Raw genomic sequence first — 16695 nt, forward strand, 5'->3', positions numbered from 1 at the left:
GGTGCCCGCCGTGCGTCCCGCAACCGAGCCCCGCGCGCCCAGCGAAGGCGCCGCGCTCCTCGAAGGAGCGGCGCCGCTGCCGCGTGACTTCTACGCTCGCCCCGCGCTCGTCGTCGCGCGGGCGTGCATCGGCAAGGTGCTCGTCCACACGACGCCCGAGGGCACCGCCGCCGGACGCATCGTCGAGACCGAGGCGTACCGCGGCCCGGAAGACCTCGCCGCGCACAGCGCGGGCGGGCGAAGGACCGTGCGGACGGAGGTCATGTTTGGCCCGGCGGGCTATGCCTATGTGTTCCAGCTCTACGGCATGCACTGGGCGTTCAACATCGTCGTGGCCTCGGAGGGAGAGCCGCACGCTGTCCTCATCCGCGCCATCGAGCCGATGATCGGCCTCCCGCTCATGAGCCGCCGGCGGGGCGTCGCGCCTGGGCGGATCGAGCTCACCAACGGGCCGGGGAAGCTGTGCAAGGCGCTGGGGCTCGACCGCTCCGCGTACGGGGTGGATGTCTGCGGAGCGCAGCTCTCGCTGCTGCCCGGCGCTGCTGGGCCCATCGGCAGGTCGCCTCGCATCAACGTCGACTATGCAGGTGCGTGGGCGAAGAAGCCGTGGCGATTCTACGAACGAGGCAATCGCTATGTCTCCGTTCCGCCTCGCCATTGAGCGGGCGTGAGGGCGCGAGCGCTCGAAGCGCTCGCGCCCGGGCCCAGGATCGCGCGACAATGAGCTCATGGGATTCTGGCCTTTCGGGGGGCGTGAACCTGCCAACGTCGAGAGCGCGTCGCAGGTTGTCACGGCGGGCACGCATCGGGAGACCCTGCGGGGAAAGTTAACGCTCTATTTCAAGGAGCCGCAGACGCGGAGCGCCGCGGACAGGGCCGCGGAGCGGTGCGCGCAGATCGCCGGAGACCTGCTGCGCGAGACCGCAGAGCACGAGGCGCTCCTCGGCAAGGAGGCGGAGCTCGCCGCGGCCATCGCGGCCCGCGCGCCGCGCGGCCTCCCGGGGCTCCGCGCGATCGAGCTCGCGTCGCTGCACGTCGTGACCGAGCGCACCACGCAGTCGCGGCGCGGCGAACCGACGCTGCCCGTCCAGGATCCCACGCGGATCGCGGGCGCGCGCACGCCATCGAACAAGCCCTCGCCGGGCGGCGCGAGCCGGGCCACCGGCGTGCCGCCGGCCAGCAGCCGCGCCTTGGCGCTGGCTCCCGGCGCGCCGCCGACCGTCGGTCGCGGCGCGCCGTCGAGCATCCCGCCGCCCATCAGCGTGCGCTCGCCGCCGAGCTCCGGCGCGCAACGCGCCCGCGCCGCCGGAGCGGGCGCCGCGCGGGCGTCGAGCCCGGGGCTCATCGGGTCGCCCCCCACCGTGATCGCGGCCGCGCTCGCGCCGCTCCTGCGCGACGCGTCCACGCGGCTGCTCCTCGGATGCCTGCGGGCGCACGATCTGATCATCGTGCGCCGCGTCGCGATCGATCCTGGCGCCGCCGATCAGCTGGCCGCGCTGCTGCCCGTCTCCGACGCGCCGCCGGGTGAGTTCGAGGCGAGCCGGGCCGCCGAGCTCTCCCGCTGGCACACGGTGCTCGGCTCGCCCGTGATCAGCCAGCTGCGCGCGGAGTCGTGCGCGATCAGCGCGCAGAAGGCCCGGGTCGCGCTGGGCGCCGCGAACATCGCGGCGGGCGTCGCGGGGGAGCTGATCGACGCGCTCTGCCGCACCGCCTTCCCGGGCCTCGCGCTGTCGAGCGCCCACATCGATCGCTACGCGGAGCAGGATCTGAACGAGCTGGCGGCCGAGAGCGTGGCGCGCATCCTCCGGCACCCGAACTCGAAGCCGCTCCGCCTCGCGCTCGGCCCGATGCTCGACGCGGTGCACGGCGACGTGGACGGCATCTCCCGCCTCGCGAAGGCCTCGCTCGGCAGCGCGCACTGAGGCCGATGCCACCGCTCAGCGCGTTCCCTTCTCGGCGAGCTGGCGCTAGGACGCGCAGGTGCGACACCATGATCTCTCCCATGAGCTCTCTTTCTCCCGCAGATCGCCCCGCGGCCACCTCTCCCTGCTCGTGGCGCTGCTCTGCGCGTGCGGGCCGGCCGAGCGCGCCGCGCCGCCCCCGCAACCCCTCGCGAAGGCGGCCGTGGTGAGCCCGGCCGACGCTCGATCCGGCGCGGAGGCCGGCGCGGAGGCCGGCGCAGACGCCGGCGCCGAGCAGGCGCTCGCGGCCTTGTCGGCGCGCGTGCTCGAGGAGTACCTGCGCGACGAGCCGGTCCGCGCCACCGAGGCGGGGGACCACCGGTACGACGCCGTGTGGCCGGACGTCACCGAGCAGGGCGAGGCCGCGCGCCGGCGCACGATCGAGGCGGCGCTGGCCGAGCTCGGGGCGCTGCCCGCGGCGCGCCTCGGCGTCCAGAGCCGCGTCGACGCGGCGATGATCGAGAACCAGCTGCGCTCCTGGCTGTTCGCGATCGACGAGCTCCGCGAGGCGACGTGGAGCCCGATGGTGTACACGGGCCTCGTCGGCGACGGGCTCGATCCCCTGATCACGAGGAGCTTCGCGCCGCTCGAGGAGCGCCTGCGGAGCCTCGGGGGTCGCCTCTCGGGCATCCCCGCGCTCGTGCGCGCCGCGGAGCAGCGCCTCACGGCGGCGCCGCCGCGCATCCACACCGAGACGGCGATCGCGCAGAACAAGGGGCTCATCGCGCTCTGCAAGTCCGAGCTCCCGGCGCTGTTCGCGTCGGCCCCGGCGCAGCAGGCCGAGCTCGACGCGGCCGCGAGGGCGGCGGCGGCGGCGCTCGAGGGCTTCCAGGCGTTCCTCGAGAAGGACCTGCTCCCGAGGAGCAACGGCGACTTCCGGCTGGGCCGCGCGCGCTTCGAGAAGAAGCTCCGGTTCACGCTGGACGACGCGGCCATCGACGTCGACGGCGTGGTCGCGAGCGCCCGCGCCCTGCTCGCGGCGACGCACGCCGAGATGCTCGAGACCTCGAGGGAGCTCTGGCCGACGCTCTTCGGGAAGCAGCCCTTCCCGAGGGTCGAGGCGCAGGACGAGAAGATGGCCGCGATCAGGAAGGTGCTCGACGCGCTCGCGGCCGATCACCCGACGAACGCGACCATCGTGAAGGCGTCCGAGGAGCTCCTCGCGGAGGCGACCGACTTCGTCCGCGCGCGCAACCTCGTGCGCATCCCGGAGGAGCCCTGCCGGGTGATCGAGATGCCCGAGTACCGCCGCGGCGTCGCGATCGCCTACTGCGACGCGTCCGGCCCGCTCGAGGCGAAGCAGGAGACGTTCTTCGCGATCGCGCCGACGCCGAAGGACTGGCCGAAGGCGCGCGTGGACTCGTTCTACCGCGAGTACAACTCGAGCATGCTCGCCGACCTCACCGTCCACGAGGCGATGCCGGGCCACTTCCTGCAGCTCATGCACAACAACAAGTTCCCCTCGAAGCTCCGCGCGGTCTTCTCGAGCGGGCCGTTCGTCGAGGGGTGGGCGGTCTACACCGAGTGGCTGATGGCGCACCACGGCTTCGGCGGCCCGAAGGTGCGGATGCAGCGCCAGAAGATGGTGCTGCGCATGTCGGTGAACGCCCTCCTCGACCACGGGGTGCACGCGGGCGCGATGGGCGAGGAGGAGGCGCTCTCGCTCATGACGAAGGACGCCTTCCAGGAGGAAGGCGAGGCCGTCGGCAAGTGGCGGCGCGCCCGGCTCACGAGCGCGCAGCTCACCACGTACTTCCACGGCTTCACCGAGATGATGCGCCTGCGCGCCGAGCACGAGCGCAAGCCGGGCTTCACCGAGCGCGCCTACCACGACCGCCTGCTCAGCCACGGCTCGCCGTCCGTGCGGCACCTCCCCGCGCTGCTCGCGGAGTAGCAGCAACGCCGCGCGCGGCGGGAGGGCCGCGCGCGGCGGGAGATCAGACCGGGGAGATCGAGCCGCCGAGCTCGACGAAGCGGGCCTTGGGGAACGCCTTCTGGCAGGCCTCGAGCTGCCAGTCGCCCTTGAAGAGCACGACCGAGTTCCCGTGCACGTCGAGGGCGCCGTAGCCGTAGAGGTTCGACTCGAGCTCGGCGAGGGGCACCGGCTCGCCCTCGACCCAGCGGGCCAGGCTGAACGAGAGCCGCTCGATCCGGGCGTCGACGCCGTACTCGGCCGCGAGGCGGTGCTTCACGACGTCGAACTGGAGCTCGCCCACGACCCCCAGGATGGCCTCGCCCTCCCGCCCCTCGGGCGGCCGGAAGAGCTGGACCGAGCCCTCCTGCGCGAGCTGCTCGAGCCCCTTCTTGAGCTGCTTGCGCTTCATGGGATCGATCATGACGACGCGGGCGAACTGCTCCGGCGGGAACTGCGGCAGCGCGGCGTACTTCACGGGCGAGCCGCTGCAGAGCGAGTCGCCGATGAGGAAGAGCCCCGGGTCGAAGACGCCGATGATGTCGCCCGCGAAGCCGTCCTCCACGAGCGTGCGCTCCTGGGCCATGAACTGCACCGGGTTGGTGAGCCGGATGTCGCGGCCGAGGCGCACGTGGTGCACCTTCATGCCGCGCTCGTAGCGGCCGGAGCAGACGCGGAGGAACGCGATCCTGTCGCGGTGGGCCCGGTCCATGTTCGCCTGGATCTTGAAGACGAACGCGGTGAAGCGGTCGTCGTCCGGGGCGATGGGGCCCTTGTCGCTGCCGCGCGGCGCGGGCGGGGGCATGAGCTCGATGAACGCGTCCAGGAACTGCGGCAGGCCGAAGTTGGTGATGGCGCTGCCGAAGAACATGGGCGTGACCTCGCCGCGGGCGAGCTTGTCGCGATCGAGCGCGTCGCCGGCGGCGTCGATGAGCTCGATGTCCTCGCGCAGCTGGCGGGCGCCCTCCTCGTCGAGCACCTCGACGAGCTCGGGCGCGTCGAGCGACACGACCTCCATCGGGGCGATCTCGGCGCCGTGCGCGACGAGCTCGAAGAGGAAGACCTGCTTGCGCTCGCGGTGATAGACGCCGCGGAACTTGCCGCCCACCGAGATGGGCCAGGTGACCGGGTAGACGCCGATGCCGAGGACCTCCTCGACCTCGCCGATCAGCTCGAACGGGTCGCGCCCGGGGCGGTCGAGCTTGTTGACGAAGGTGAAGATGGGCATCTGCCGGAGCTTGCAGACGCGGAAGAGCTTCTTCGTCTGCGTCTCGACGCCCTTCGCGCAGTCGAGGATCATGATGGCGGCGTCGGTCGCCATCAGCGCACGGTAGGTGTCCTCGCTGAAGTCGGCGTGGCCGGGGGTGTCGACCAGGCTCAGGAGCCGGCCCTTGTACGGGAACTGGAGAACGCTGGTGGAGATGGAGATGCCGCGCTCGCGCTCCATCTCCATCCAGTCGCTGACGGCGTGGGCGCGCGCCTTCTTGGCCTTCACGGCGCCGGCGAGCTGGATGGCGCCTCCGTAAAGCAAGAGCTTCTCGGTTAGGGTGGTCTTGCCAGCGTCGGGGTGGGAGATGATCGCGAACGTCTTTCGACGGGCGATCTCGCGGGTGAGCATCGGGTCGGGCACAGCGGCGCGGCAGGATAGAGTCCGTGGGGGCTGCGTCAACCCAAGGGGCGACGGAGCCAGGACGGGCGGGGACGGAGCCAGGGCGGGCGGGGGTGGCGCGCGAGCGGGCGGCGGGGGTCCCCCCACGAACTCGGGCCTTTTGGGGGGCTGGTGCCGGGCTGGACGGGGGACTCGGTCTGAGAGGGAGGCGCGGAGGGGCGGGCCGGCCCTCGGGTTCGTGGGGCCCACCCCCGCCGCCCGCTCGCGCACCACCCCCGCCCGCCCTGGCTCTTTGTAAGGTGAGCTTTGGAAGAGGCGGGGGCGGGCGCTGGGGGTCGTGATCCCAGCGGGACGCCTCGGGTCGGGCCTTTGTAAGGGGCCGTTATTTCTGGGCGCGGAGGGAGGCCGTTATTTCTGGGCGCGGAGGGAGAGGGAGACGGTGACGCCTACGGGGTCGGCGCTGGGCGTGCCGATGGGCTTGTTCTTGAGGAGCTGACGGATGCAGCGCTGCGCGTCGGGGGTGACGCCACGTGAGTCGAGGATCTCGACACCCTCGGCGCGGCCGCGCACCCGGACTAGGAACTGGACCTTGATGCTGCCCGACACGCCAGAGAGGCCGCCGTGGTCGGCGACACACTTCGCCAGGTCGGGAGCGACCTTTTCGAGCCGCTTGGCCACGTTCGGGACGTCGCCGTTCATGAACTCGGGCTCCTTGATCTCCACGAGAGGGAGCGGGGCCGACACGATCGATGCGTCGGGCACGCCGCCGTCGATGGGGCCGGCGTCGCCGGGAACACCGCCGTCAGGCGGGGGGGCACCGCCATCGGGAGGGGGCGGCTCGGGCTGCGGCGACGGCGGGAGCCAGCCGGCATCCGCCTCGCCCGGCTCAAGGCAACGCACGAAGCCACGGTGCGGATCCTCCAGCGCGCCGTGCGGACAGCGCGGAGCGCCGCCCCCGTCAGGCGCCGCCGCCGTGATCCACCCCTGCTCCGGCGGCTCCTGCCGCGGCGGCGCGCCACCCTCGGCGACCGCGCCGACGCAAGCGCCGACAGCGCCCATCGACAGCGCCACAGAGATCGCCCACTGACCCAGACGCCCACCTGCTGCTCTCCACCGCATCGGCCGCTGTGATACTGCGGAACGGGCGCGGGTACAGGAGAAACCGCGGGGAGTTTGTCGAGGCAGCCGCTAGGCGCTCGACACCGGCGGCGACGGCCGCGGTCCCTGAGCCCGCGAAAGCGGGCTCAGAGGGCGATGTGAGCGAGCGATCCCGCCGAGGCGTCCCAGAGCGCCCGCGCCCGGGACAGGGCGTCCTCATGCGCCTTGGTCCCCTCGGCAGGCCCTGTCACGGAGATCACGCCGCTCGCGCCGAGCTCGATCCGCTCGATGCCTGCGGCCGGGAGCTCTTCGCGGAGCTCCTTCGTCATCCGCTCGCCGATGCGCTGGAGGAGGCGCGCTAGCCGCTCAGGCGTGATGTCCCGGAACACGAGCACCTGCGGGAGAGGGAGCTCCGAGACGAGGCGAGCGCGGTCGGAGAGGCCCTGCTCTCCGAGCCGCCTCTCGACGAGCGCCGCGAACACGCTCCCGTACGCCCGGTCGACCTGCTCCCGCCGGAAGCGCTCGTCGATGGCCGGTCCGAGCCGCGTCTCCAGCTGCGCGACGCCGTTCAGCCCGTTGGCAAAGCGCCCCTCGTTCTGCGCGAAGTACTCCCCTCGCGCGCGCAGGTCGCTCGCCAGCGACGCGAAGTGCTCGCCCATCGTCGAGAGGGCGCGCAGCACGAGATCGGTGAACTTGAGCTCCTCCCGGATCCAACCCACGTCCGTCACCCGGTCGGCCATGAACGGCCAGACGACGAGGTTGTAGTAGTTGTTGAAGTCGAGGAGGTACTTCAGCCGATAGAGCTCGAAGCTGCCGAACACCGGATACATGCGCTCATAGAGCCGGAGCGTGCTGTCGTACTTGAACCGGTAGTACGCGTCGTAGGCCGCGACCTTCTCCTCGAACCCGGCGCGGTCGCCGCGGACGTCGGAGAGGATCATCTGCGTGATGAACTCGTTCGCGGTCGCGATGAAATCGGAGCCGGGGCTGTAGAAGGGATCGGTGAACGCGCCGGCCTCGCCGGTGACGGCGTAACGGTCGGTCGAGAAGTACTGCTCCGCGTGGTACGGCAGGTGGGCATAGCTCTGGAAATCCTCGAGCTCCGCCCCCTCGAGCAGCTCGCGCGCGGCGCGGTGGGCGCCCAGGAAGCGCTCGAACTCCGCGCGCGTGCGCGGCCCGGGCAGCGCCCCGGCCGGCACGTTGCCCGCGCCGATCCGGTCCTTGTCGAACACGACGCCCACGCTCATCAGGTCGCCCGCGAGCGGGATGAACCAGATCCAGTACCCGTCGTACATGAAGTGGTTCGTCGACAGGTGGCGCGACGTGTACCGCGCGCGCGACCGCCACGCCGCGTCGGTGACCCCATCGAGCCCCGCGACGCCGCGGTAACGCCCCCACGCGGCCGCCGTGTTGAGCCGCGCCTCCTTGTGCACCTTCACGCCGAGCTTGCGGAAGAGCACGTGCCGCCGACCGGAGGCGTCGCACACCCAGCGGCAGGCGACCTCGCGCCGCTCGCCGCCCTGCTCGTAGACGACCGTGTGCCGCCCGCGCCCGTCGATCGCGACGTCGACCACCTTGGCGCCGAGCTCGACCTCGGCGCCCGCGGCGCGGTTCATGGTCACGAGATCGCGCTCCAGCCGCGCGCGCTCGAGCTGGAAGCTCGGGTGGAACGGCATGTGGTCGGAGCCGATCTCGCTCATCCGGGGCAGCGGGAGATCCTTGTCCGGAGAGTCGAAGAAGAAGCGGAGCCCGTTCTTGGGCAGCTGGTGCTGGTAGAGGTACGTGCCGAGGTTCAGCCGGCGAACCATGTAGTTCGCCGCGACCTCCACCGTGCTCTCGCCGACCTTGTAATCCTCCATCGCCTCGGCGGCCTCGAGCACGAGGACCCCGAGGTCGGGGCACGCGAGGCGGAGCTGCCGCGCGAGGAAGCCGCCGGCGATGCCGCTGCCGATGATGACGATATCGAACGTGCGCATGACGAGAGCCCTTATACCGCGCCCCCGCCCGGCGGCGCGGGCTCTCCGAGCAGCTCGGCGCGGAGCGCGCCCGGCATCGCCTCCGCCTCGTCCGGGCGGAGCAGCCCGTCGCCGTGGATGATCGACGCCGAGAGGCGACCGCCGAAGCGGCTGAAGATCACCTGGAAGCCCGGCGGCGCGACGACCGCGGGCAGCGGGTACGCCGAGCGCACCGGGAGCCCCGCGAACCGCTCCACCGTCACCGCGCCGGGGTTCGAGACGATCAGCGAGGCGAGCTCACCCTGGAAGGGCTGGTCCCCCAGCCAGCGGTAGATCGGGCCGGGGAGCCAGCGGGCCAGATCGAGCGCGGCGATCATGGCGAGATCGAGCCTGTCGCGCACCACGGCGCGCTGCTGCTCGGCGAGGCGGGCCACCGCGCGCGCGTCGTCGTGGAGCTCGTCGCGGCCGAGCGAGAGCAGGGCCATCGTGAGGTGATTGCCGAAGAGCCGCCGCGCCCCCCCCTTGGGGTCGAGCGAGAGGGGCAGCGGGATCACATGGTGCGGCGGGGCGAAGCCGCGGCCCGCGAGCGCCCGGTCGGCGAGCCGCGTCGCCGCGATCAGCATGAGGCTCGTCTCGGCGAGCCGCGCGCGCTGGCGCACCCGGAGATCGAAGGCGCGGGTCTCCGCCGCCGAGAGCGTGAGCCGGAGGACGCGGGAGGCCGAAGGCCGCACCCCAGGACAGGCGCGCGCGAGCGACAGGATGGGCGCGCGGCCGAGCGACAGCACGTGGGCCTTGTACGCGCGCGCCAGCGCGACCCGCTCGTCGCGGTCCATGGCAGCCAGCAGGCGCTCCGGCGCGTCATGCCGCTCCTGCCGCGGCGGCGGGTCGTCGGGCGCGTCGCCGCTCCCGGAGCCCAGCCAGGCAGCGAGCCGATCCGCGCCCCTGCCATCCGTCAGCGCATGGTGGTGGCGGAGCACGACCGTATCGCCGTCGCCCACGTCGCGCACGACGTCGAGCGCCCACGGCCGCTCCGCAGAGGTCCGGTCCGCGAGCAACGCCTCGAGGCGCGCCGCGCGCTCGCGCTCGCCCGCCACCTCGTGGAGGCGCAGCCCGGGCGCGCGCCGGTGGTGATCGACGACCCAGCGGGGCCGCCCCGCCCGCCCGAGCACGCTGTTGTCCAGCCGGAACCGGAGCTCGGGGAGCGCCCGGGTCGCGCGCTCGAGCCGCACCGCGAGCCGCGCCAGATCGAGGCGACCGTCGAGCTCGATCACGAACAGGCAGTGGTTGCCCGCCTGGCCGCGCGATCGCATGGCGCGATCGTTCATGAGATGGAAGAAGTCGATCCCCCCGAGCAGAACGGGCGATGTCATGGTCTCCGCGAGGCACCGCCGATCAGGGGGGAGCCGCGGGCGACCCTAGCAGCCGCGCAGGCCGCACGACAGCGCCCGCAGGCGCGGGATCACGCATCCTCGCCACGCACGCCGCGCGCCTGCGCAAGAAAACGAAAGTATCCACGGTATGGATACATGGCTCGTCGTATATTCTCGGAGTGAATCTTTCGGCGATCGACGTCAACCTGGTGATCGCGCTCGACGCCTTGCTGCAGGAGCGCAGTGTGACGCTCGCGGCCCGCCGGGTGGGCCTCAGCCAGCCCGCCATGAGCCACGCGCTGACGCGGCTGCGTGAGCTCTTCTCCGACCCGCTGCTCATCCGGGTCGGCCGGCAGATGGCGCTCACCTCGCGCGCCGAGGCGATGACGCCGCAGGTCGCCGCGATCGTCCACGATCTCGCGGGCCTCTTCGGCGAGACGACGCCGGCGTTCGACCCGGCGACGAGCGATCGCACCTTCCGGATCGCCGCCACGGAGTACGTGGAGCTCGTCCTCTTGCCGCGGCTCAACGCGGCGCTCGCGCAGGGCGGACCGAGGCTCGCGCTCCACCTGCTCCCGCTCGACGGCCGCGCCGTCGACGCGCTCCGGAGCGGCGAGATCGATCTCGCGATCGGCGTCTTCCCGCAGGAGAGCCTCCCCTCCGACCTGCGCCGCGCGCCCCTCTTCGACGATCGCTTCGCGGGGCTCGCGCGCATGAGCCACCCCACGGCGCGCGGGCAGGTCGATCTCCAGACCTACGCGGCCCTCCCGCACGTCGTCGTCCCCAGGCGCGGCGCCCACGACGGGGTCGCGGACGATCTGATCGCGGCGCGCGGGATCGCGCGCCATGAGGCCATGACGGTGCCGCACGTGCTCCTCGTGCCGCACGCCATCACCGCGTCGGATCTCGTGGCCACCGTGGCCACGCGCCTGGGCAGAGCGTTCTCCAGCCTGGTGCCGCTCCGCACCTTCGACCTGCCGTTCGAGCTGCCGCCCATCGAGATCGCGATGGCGTGGAACAGCCGGACCGAGGGCGATCCCGCGCGGGCGTGGCTGCGCGGCGTCGTGACGGACACCGCCCCGAGCCCGCGGGAGGCGGCCCGGCGCAAGCGCGCGTGAGGGGGTTCAGGGCGCGGCGAGGCGCGCCGCGCCCGGGGGGGCTACCGGCCGAGCGCCTCGGCGCGGTTCACGATGCGCGGCGTGAGGAAGATGACGAGCTCGTTCCGGACGTCGCTCGCGCGGCGCCGCTGGAAGAGGAGGCCGAGGACCGGGATGTCCCCGAAGAACGGCACCTGATCGAGGTTCCGGCCGGTGTTGCGGGTGAAGATCCCGCCGATCACCGCCGTGTGCCCGTCCATGATCAGGAGGTCGGTCTCCGCCTCGCGCTTCAGGATGGTCGGGTCGCCGCGGGCCGACGTCTGGTTGAAGTCGGGCTCGTCGCGGTTGATCTTCACGTGCATCGCGACGCTGCCGTCCGACGTGACGTGCGGCTTGACGAGCAGCTGGAGCTTGGCCTCCTGGAAGGTCGTCTGCACGCCCTGGGCGCTGATCTGCGAGAACGGGATCAGCGTCCCCTGGCTGATCCGCGCCTCCCGGTTGTCGAGCGTGAGGATGCGCGGGCTCGACACGACCCGCAGCATGCCGCTCGCCTCGGCCGCGGAGAGCCGGACGCCGAGGTTGACGGTGTTGTTGATCGAGCCGAGCGTGAAGCCGAGCGCGCCGCCCTGCCCGGCGCCGACGATGGCCGGCAGGTTCACCGCGAAGTTCGGGTTCGAGACCGTGCTCGAGAACGGCGAGAGGCCGCCGGTCGGGCTGTTCGAGTCGGTCGCGCCGCCGGCGATGCCGATCGCCGAGGGGAAGACGAGCCCCGTCGGGTTGCCGGTCGCCGCGCTGAACGTCCCGTCGCCGCCCCACTGGATGCCGATGTCGCGCACGTAGCGGCTCGTCGCCTCCACCACGCGCGCCTCGATCAGCACCTGCGGCGTCTGCGTGTCGAGCGAGCGGACGAGCTCCTCGATCTGGTTCAGGTTCCCGGCGACGTCGCGCGCGATGAGCACGTTGGTCCGCTCGTCGACCGCCAGCGAGCCGCGCGGCGAGAGCATGTCCTTCGAGCGATCCTGGAGGTCCTTCGCGTCCGCGTAGTTGATCGGGATGAGCCGCGTCTCGAGCGGCGCGAGCTGGAGCTCGCTCTTGCGCCGCGCGATCGCGAGCTCCCGCTCCTTGTTGAGATCGGCGATCGGGGCGACGCGGATCATGTTGCCCTGCCGGACCACGCCGAGGCCCTTGGCCTGGAGCACCGTCTCGAGCGCCTGGTCCCACGGGACGTTGCGCATCCGGATGGTGACCGTCCCGGTCACGTTGTCGGCGGTCACGATGTTGACCCGCCCCACGTCGGAGATCAGCCGGAGGACGTTGTGGATGTCGGCGTCCTTCAGGTCGAGGTCGATGCGCCGCCCCGTGAACCGCCGCTGCTGCCCGGCGATCGTGGGCATGAACGCGCCGGCCTGGTCGGGCTCGACGAGCGACTCCTGGCTGCTCGCCGCGCCCTCGAACGAGGTCTCCACCTTCGGCGCCCCGTCGTCGAGGACCGCCTCGCGCGCCACCGTGCGGGTCCGCCTCGCCGCGCCGCCGTCGGCGGCGATCCCCGAGAGCGCCGTCGGCAGCGCGCCCTTCGCGACGCTCAGCACGAGCGCGTTGCCCTCGCGCGCGACCACGCCCGAGGCGCCCTCGGCCTGCTCGACCTCGACGACGACCCTGGAGCCGTCGCTGTTGCGCCGGTACGTCGAGATGGCCCGCACCGGGCCGCCGAAGGCGCCGACGTCGAGCTTGCGCTGGAGGGCGTCGGGGAGCCGGACGCCGCTGAGCTCGATGACGCGGCGCCCCCCCTTGCCGGCCGACTCGCGGTAGCCCGGGATCGACGAGAGCTCGATGACGACCCGATCGAGCGTCGCCTGGTGCTCGAAGCGCACGTCGGTGATCGCCGCCAGCTCGCGCTCCGGCGCCGCCGCCGCGGGGCCGGCCGGGGCCCGCGCCGCCATGGGCGCCGTCGCGTCGGCGGCGGCGAGCTCGATCACGAGCGCGCCCTGCTCGGCGCGGATCCGGTAGGCAGCCGGGCGCGCGAGCTGCACGAGCACCCGCGTCGTCCGCTGGGCCGCCTTGCCGAACCCCTGCGTCATCACCCCGGCCACGATCGCGTTGCCGCTCGTGATCGCGCCGGAAGCCCCGCCTGCCTCGGCGCCCTCGAGGTCGATGAGGAGCCGCTTGCCGCCGTCCGCGACCCGCGCCGAGAAGCGCGGCTCGCCGGTCGTCGCGACCACGATCTCGGCCTTGCCCTCGTCCGGTGCCGTGAGCCTGACGTCGCTGACCTTGATCGGGGCGGCGGCGTCTGCGTCTCCCGCAGGAGCGCCGAGGATCAACATCACCCCGAGTGCCGCAGCACGGCGAAGCGCGCCCCGCCTCGGGCGATAGTCTCGATTGCTCTTCATTGCACTCCCGCTTCGCGGTGACGCGAGATCTGCGTCACGCTGCCGGGAGGCTACTTCGGGTGCCCGGCGCGGGCCCAATTCGTGGCGGTCACGGGCCGCCGAGGGCCGCCTCGCCCTCCTCGCCGAGCGGCCTCAGCGCGATCACGCGCGTGGTCGGCGGGATCTCCGGGTGCGACGGGTCCTCGCGGATGAAGACGACGTCCGAGTCGCGGATCCGATCGATGCGCCAGTTCACGGCCACGTCGACGCCCGTGGGGCCGCCCGCATGGACGATCTCGGCCTTGCCGACGAAATCGCCCACCTTCACCACCCACCCGAGCCCCGTGGGATCGGTGAGCAGCGCGCGGGCGGGCGCGCGCGAGACGACGCCGACCAGCCTGAGCTCGTCGAGAGCGAAGCGATCCACGAGGACCTGGCGCTGGATCGTCACCCGACCCCGGGCCTGCGTCGCGAACAGCGACTCGAAGCTCCGGAACGGGTCGCGGCTCCGGTCGCTCTCGGAGAAGTCGGCCTCCTGGAACTCCCGGAGCGGCAGCGGCGGCAGCTCTGGCGCGCCGGCGTCCGCGGCCGCGGACGCGGCGCCGGCCGCGCGCGGCGGCGAGGCGGAGGCCTGCGCCCCGGGCGGGCGTGGCTGGGTGGAGGAGGTCAGCGGCTCTTCGTCCTCGCACCCCGCGAGCGCGAGGGCCGCGGCGGTGGTCGCCCCGAGGGCGAGCAGCATCATCCGACCGGCCTTCACCGGACACCTCCGCCGCTGCGCCGCTTCACGCCGCTCGTCGCGGTCTCCCCGGCGCGCACGGCGCGGAACGCGGTCGCGAGGCACTCCACCTTGACCTCCACGTCGCTCCCCACGACCTTCGGCTCCTTGATCTCGACCTCCTCGAGGTTGATGATGCGATCGAGCTGCCCCACGCCGTGGAAGAACTTCGCCACCTGGTGGAACTTGCCGGAGAGCGTGAGCTGCATCGGCACCTTGGAGAAGAACTCCTGCGGGATCTCCTCGGTGGGGCTCCATGACGTCAGGTTGACGCCGGAGACGGTCGCGACGCCCTGGATGGCCGAGAGGAAGGCCGGCGTCTCGGACTCGTCCGGGAGGATCTTCTTCTGCTCGCGGCTCATCTGCTCGCGGCGGGTCTTCTCGTCGAGGTCCTTCTGGTAGGCGGCCTTGGACGCCTGCGCCTTGGTGAGCTCCGCCTGGAGCACCCCCTGCTTCTGCACGGCGCCCTCGATCTGCGAGTCGACGTCGGCGTAGAAGCCGACGAAGTACAGGATGCCGACGAGCGCCGCGAAGAGCGCGCCGACGCCGAGCTTGGCGAGCGGCGGCAGCCGGTCGAGCGCCGAGCCGGCCTGCACGGGCATGGGCTTCGTGGCCATCAGTACCTCACCTTCAGCTGCAGCGCGAACGAGACGAGCTCGAGCCGCGACTCCTTCTCGTTCTCCTTCTTCCCCGGGAGCAGCTGCACGTCGTAGAAGTACGAGGACAGCTTCAGCCGCTGGGCGAGCTCGTAGACGTCGGTGCCGTCCCGCGCGAGCCCCTCGACGCGCACGGTCCGCTCGGACTCGACGTAGCTCGTGAGCCACAGCCGGCGGCTGTCCCAGGACGGGTTGTAGACGGCGAGCGGGTTCTCCTTGCGGAGCTGCGCGAGCTTGTCCGGATCGGCGGTCGGCCCCTTGCCGTTCGTCAGCAGCTGCGCGAGCTCGAGGAGCACCGCGGTCGGCCCGCTGCGCGCGGCCTGGAGCTTCGCGATCGCGTCCTCGCGCGCGCGCAGCACCTCGAGCGCCTTCTTGATCTCCTCGTGGTTCGCCACGAGCGTGCGGATGTCCTGGATCTGGCTCTGCAGCAGCGAGTTCTTCCGGTTCTGCTCGTCGAGCTCCTCCACCTTCGTCTGGTGGAAGAGGAAGAGCCCGACGATCTCGAGGATCACGACGCCGAGCGTGACGAGCAGCCACCGCTGGCTCGCCTGGGGCGCGGCCCCGCGCGTGCCGCGCCGCTGCGGGAGAAGGTTGACGCGAATCACGAGCGCTTCTCCCGGTCCTTGCGCATCGCCAGCCCGAGCGAGACGCAGAACTGCGCCGCCCGGAGCCGGAGCAGCTCCTGGTTGACTTCCTTCGCTTCCACGGTGATGCGCTCCATCGGCTGGATCAGCTCGACGGCCACCCGGGCGCGCCGCCCGATCGCGGCGGGCAGCGCCGGCAGGTTGGACGAGCCGCCGGTCAGGTAGATGCGGTGCATGTCGCCCTCACCGCTCGTCGCCAGGAAGAAGTCGAGCGAGCGCTGGATCTCCCCCGCGATCGAGTCGCACACCTGCTCGATGGTCTCGATGACCTGCGCGGGCACGCCGCCCGGCCCCGAGGTCACGCTGGCGCACTTGAACTCCTCGGCCTGCTCGAAGCTGATGCCGAGCTTCCGCTGGATCTGCTCGGTGATGTAGTTGCCGCCGTTGCCGATGTCGCGGGTGAACGCGCTCGCGCCGCGCGACACGATGTTGATCGACGCGAGGCTCGCGCCGACGTTGATGATGGCGAACGTCTGGTCCGGCGGGATGCCGCGGTTCACCTCGAACAGGTTCTGGACGGTGAACGCGTCGATGTCGACCACCATGGGCTTGAGCTTCGCCGTCCTGGCGATCTGGGTGTAGTCGTTGATCTCGTCGCGCTTCGCGGCGACGAGCAGGAGGTCCATCTGCCCGGCCTCGGGGCGCCGGCGCAGCACCTCGTAGTCGACGTGGACGTCCTTGATGTCGAAGGGGATGTGCTGCTCGGCCTCCCACTGGATCTGCTCGTCCAGCTCGGCGGCGGTCATGAGCGGCACCGTGATCTTGCGGATGATGACCGCCTGGCCGCTGATGCTGAGCGCGATCTCGCGCTGGCGGATCTTGGCCTCGGAGAAGGCCCGGCCGAGCGCCTCGACGATGGCCTGCGCGTTCATGACGTGGCCATCGACGATGGCCTGCGGCGCGAGCGGCGCGTAACCGAGCCGCACGAGGCCATAACCCCTGCGGCCTTCCTTGATCTGAGCGATCTTGATCGCGCTCGATCCGATATCGACCCCGATCAAGTTCTTGCCTTCCGACATCCCGTCCGTCCTGCTCCGCGCCCGCCGTGGTGAAGCAAGGGAAGCCCGGGCTGCGTTGCCCGGCTCCCGGGCGCCCGATCCCCTGTGATCGCCTCTGGTCGCTTCTGGCGAAGCTTCGCACCACCGACGATCGCTGGGCAAAAAACCGCTTTACGCTCGCCTCCCGCCCGCCTATCGAAGTTCGATATGCGGTGCGGCGCCGCCGGTCGTGCCGGCGAGCGCGCGCCAGCCCA

Annotated in this window: 13 protein-coding genes; 4 read left to right on the forward strand and 9 right to left on the reverse strand. The window is 72.0% G+C overall.

Annotation, left to right across the window (positions count from 1 at the left end; translation table 11 throughout):
- The first annotated feature begins 1 nt into the window (after position 1).
- The 3 genes from WMF46_RS32670 (at position 2) to WMF46_RS32680 (ending at position 3855) form a co-directional block, all read left to right on the forward strand.
- Positions 2-661: a DNA-3-methyladenine glycosylase gene (locus WMF46_RS32670; RefSeq protein WP_437980781.1), complete on the forward strand. Its 660-nt coding sequence runs from the start codon at positions 2-4 to the stop codon at positions 659-661.
- A 67-nt stretch (positions 662-728) separates the two neighbouring features.
- Entirely contained in the window at positions 729-1922 is a 1194-nt protein-coding gene (locus WMF46_RS32675; protein ID WP_437980782.1) for a hypothetical protein, read from the forward strand.
- 58 nt (positions 1923-1980) lie between these two features.
- Complete coding sequence (locus WMF46_RS32680) at positions 1981-3855, forward strand: DUF885 domain-containing protein (protein ID WP_437980783.1); 1875 nt, start codon at positions 1981-1983, stop codon at positions 3853-3855.
- Positions 3856-3898: 43 nt separating this feature from the next.
- On the opposite strand, the gene WMF46_RS32685 is transcribed toward WMF46_RS32680, so the two are convergent.
- The 4 genes from WMF46_RS32685 to WMF46_RS32700 form a co-directional block, all read right to left on the reverse strand.
- Positions 3899-5491 carry a peptide chain release factor 3 gene (locus tag WMF46_RS32685; protein WP_437980784.1) on the reverse strand — a complete coding sequence of 531 codons (1593 nt, stop codon included), beginning with the start codon at positions 5489-5491 and terminating at the stop codon, positions 3899-3901.
- Positions 5492-5890: 399 nt separating this feature from the next.
- Positions 5891-6541, reverse strand: a complete 651-nt coding sequence (locus WMF46_RS32690; protein ID WP_437980785.1) for a hypothetical protein — start codon at positions 6539-6541, stop codon at positions 5891-5893.
- A 185-nt stretch (positions 6542-6726) separates the two neighbouring features.
- Positions 6727-8556: an NAD(P)/FAD-dependent oxidoreductase gene (locus tag WMF46_RS32695; protein WP_437980786.1), complete on the reverse strand. Its 1830-nt coding sequence runs from the start codon at positions 8554-8556 to the stop codon at positions 6727-6729.
- Between the two features lie 11 nt (positions 8557-8567).
- Positions 8568-9905, reverse strand: coding sequence for a wax ester/triacylglycerol synthase domain-containing protein (locus WMF46_RS32700; RefSeq protein WP_437980787.1), 1338 nt, complete (start codon positions 9903-9905; stop codon positions 8568-8570).
- A 179-nt stretch (positions 9906-10084) separates the two neighbouring features.
- Between WMF46_RS32700 and WMF46_RS32705 the strand changes: the two genes are divergently transcribed.
- A complete protein-coding gene (locus WMF46_RS32705; RefSeq protein WP_437980788.1) occupies positions 10085-11023 on the forward strand; it encodes a LysR family transcriptional regulator in 939 nt (312 codons plus the stop codon).
- A 41-nt stretch (positions 11024-11064) separates the two neighbouring features.
- Here the strand turns inward: WMF46_RS32705 and WMF46_RS32710 are convergent, their stop codons facing one another.
- The 5 genes from WMF46_RS32710 to pilM all read right to left on the reverse strand — a co-directional run bounded on the left by WMF46_RS32710 (position 11065) and on the right by pilM (position 16462).
- The gene (locus WMF46_RS32710; RefSeq protein ID WP_437987956.1) at positions 11065-13323 is read right to left on the reverse strand and encodes a type IV pilus secretin PilQ; all 2259 of its coding nucleotides are present in this window, start codon (positions 13321-13323) and stop codon (positions 11065-11067) included.
- A gap of 154 nt (positions 13324-13477) precedes the next feature.
- On the reverse strand, positions 13478-14125 hold the full coding sequence (locus tag WMF46_RS32715; protein WP_437980789.1) for a pilus assembly protein PilP: 648 nt from the start codon (positions 14123-14125) through the stop codon (positions 13478-13480).
- Complete coding sequence (locus WMF46_RS32720) at positions 14122-14760, reverse strand: type 4a pilus biogenesis protein PilO (RefSeq protein ID WP_437543374.1); 639 nt, start codon at positions 14758-14760, stop codon at positions 14122-14124. The genes WMF46_RS32715 and WMF46_RS32720 overlap by 4 nt, the downstream gene beginning before the upstream one ends.
- Positions 14760-15404 (reverse strand): PilN domain-containing protein, encoded by a 645-nt coding sequence (locus WMF46_RS32725; RefSeq protein WP_437980790.1) that lies wholly within the window; start codon positions 15402-15404, stop codon positions 14760-14762. The genes WMF46_RS32720 and WMF46_RS32725 overlap by 1 nt, the downstream gene beginning before the upstream one ends.
- Positions 15401-16462 carry a type IV pilus assembly protein PilM gene (gene pilM, locus WMF46_RS32730; protein WP_012238809.1) on the reverse strand — a complete coding sequence of 354 codons (1062 nt, stop codon included), beginning with the start codon at positions 16460-16462 and terminating at the stop codon, positions 15401-15403. The genes WMF46_RS32725 and pilM overlap by 4 nt, the downstream gene beginning before the upstream one ends.
- Positions 16463-16695: the final 233 nt, after the last annotated feature.

This window comes from Sorangium sp. So ce117, from assembly GCF_051524395.1.
Lineage (GTDB): Bacteria > Myxococcota_A > Polyangia > Polyangiales > Polyangiaceae > Sorangium > Sorangium cellulosum_B.

What these genes read in the sequence shown, in the direction of transcription:
- WMF46_RS32695 (WP_437980786.1), bottom strand. Translation starts at nt 8,556, where the DNA reads ATGCGCACGTTCGATATCGTCATCATCGGCAGCGGCATCGCCGGCGGC.
- pilM (WP_012238809.1), bottom strand. Translation starts at nt 16,462, where the DNA reads ATGTCGGAAGGCAAGAACTTGATCGGGGTCGATATCGGATCGAGCGCG.
- WMF46_RS32685 (WP_437980784.1), bottom strand. Translation starts at nt 5,491, where the DNA reads ATGCTCACCCGCGAGATCGCCCGTCGAAAGACGTTCGCGATCATCTCC.
- WMF46_RS32720 (WP_437543374.1), bottom strand. Translation starts at nt 14,760, where the DNA reads ATGGCCACGAAGCCCATGCCCGTGCAGGCCGGCTCGGCGCTCGACCGG.
- WMF46_RS32700 (WP_437980787.1), bottom strand. Translation starts at nt 9,905, where the DNA reads ATGACATCGCCCGTTCTGCTCGGGGGGATCGACTTCTTCCATCTCATG.
- WMF46_RS32690 (WP_437980785.1), bottom strand. Translation starts at nt 6,541, where the DNA reads ATGGGCGCTGTCGGCGCTTGCGTCGGCGCGGTCGCCGAGGGTGGCGCG.
- WMF46_RS32710 (WP_437987956.1), bottom strand. Translation starts at nt 13,323, where the DNA reads ATGTTGATCCTCGGCGCTCCTGCGGGAGACGCAGACGCCGCCGCCCCG.
- WMF46_RS32675 (WP_437980782.1), top strand. Translation starts at nt 729, where the DNA reads ATGGGATTCTGGCCTTTCGGGGGGCGTGAACCTGCCAACGTCGAGAGC.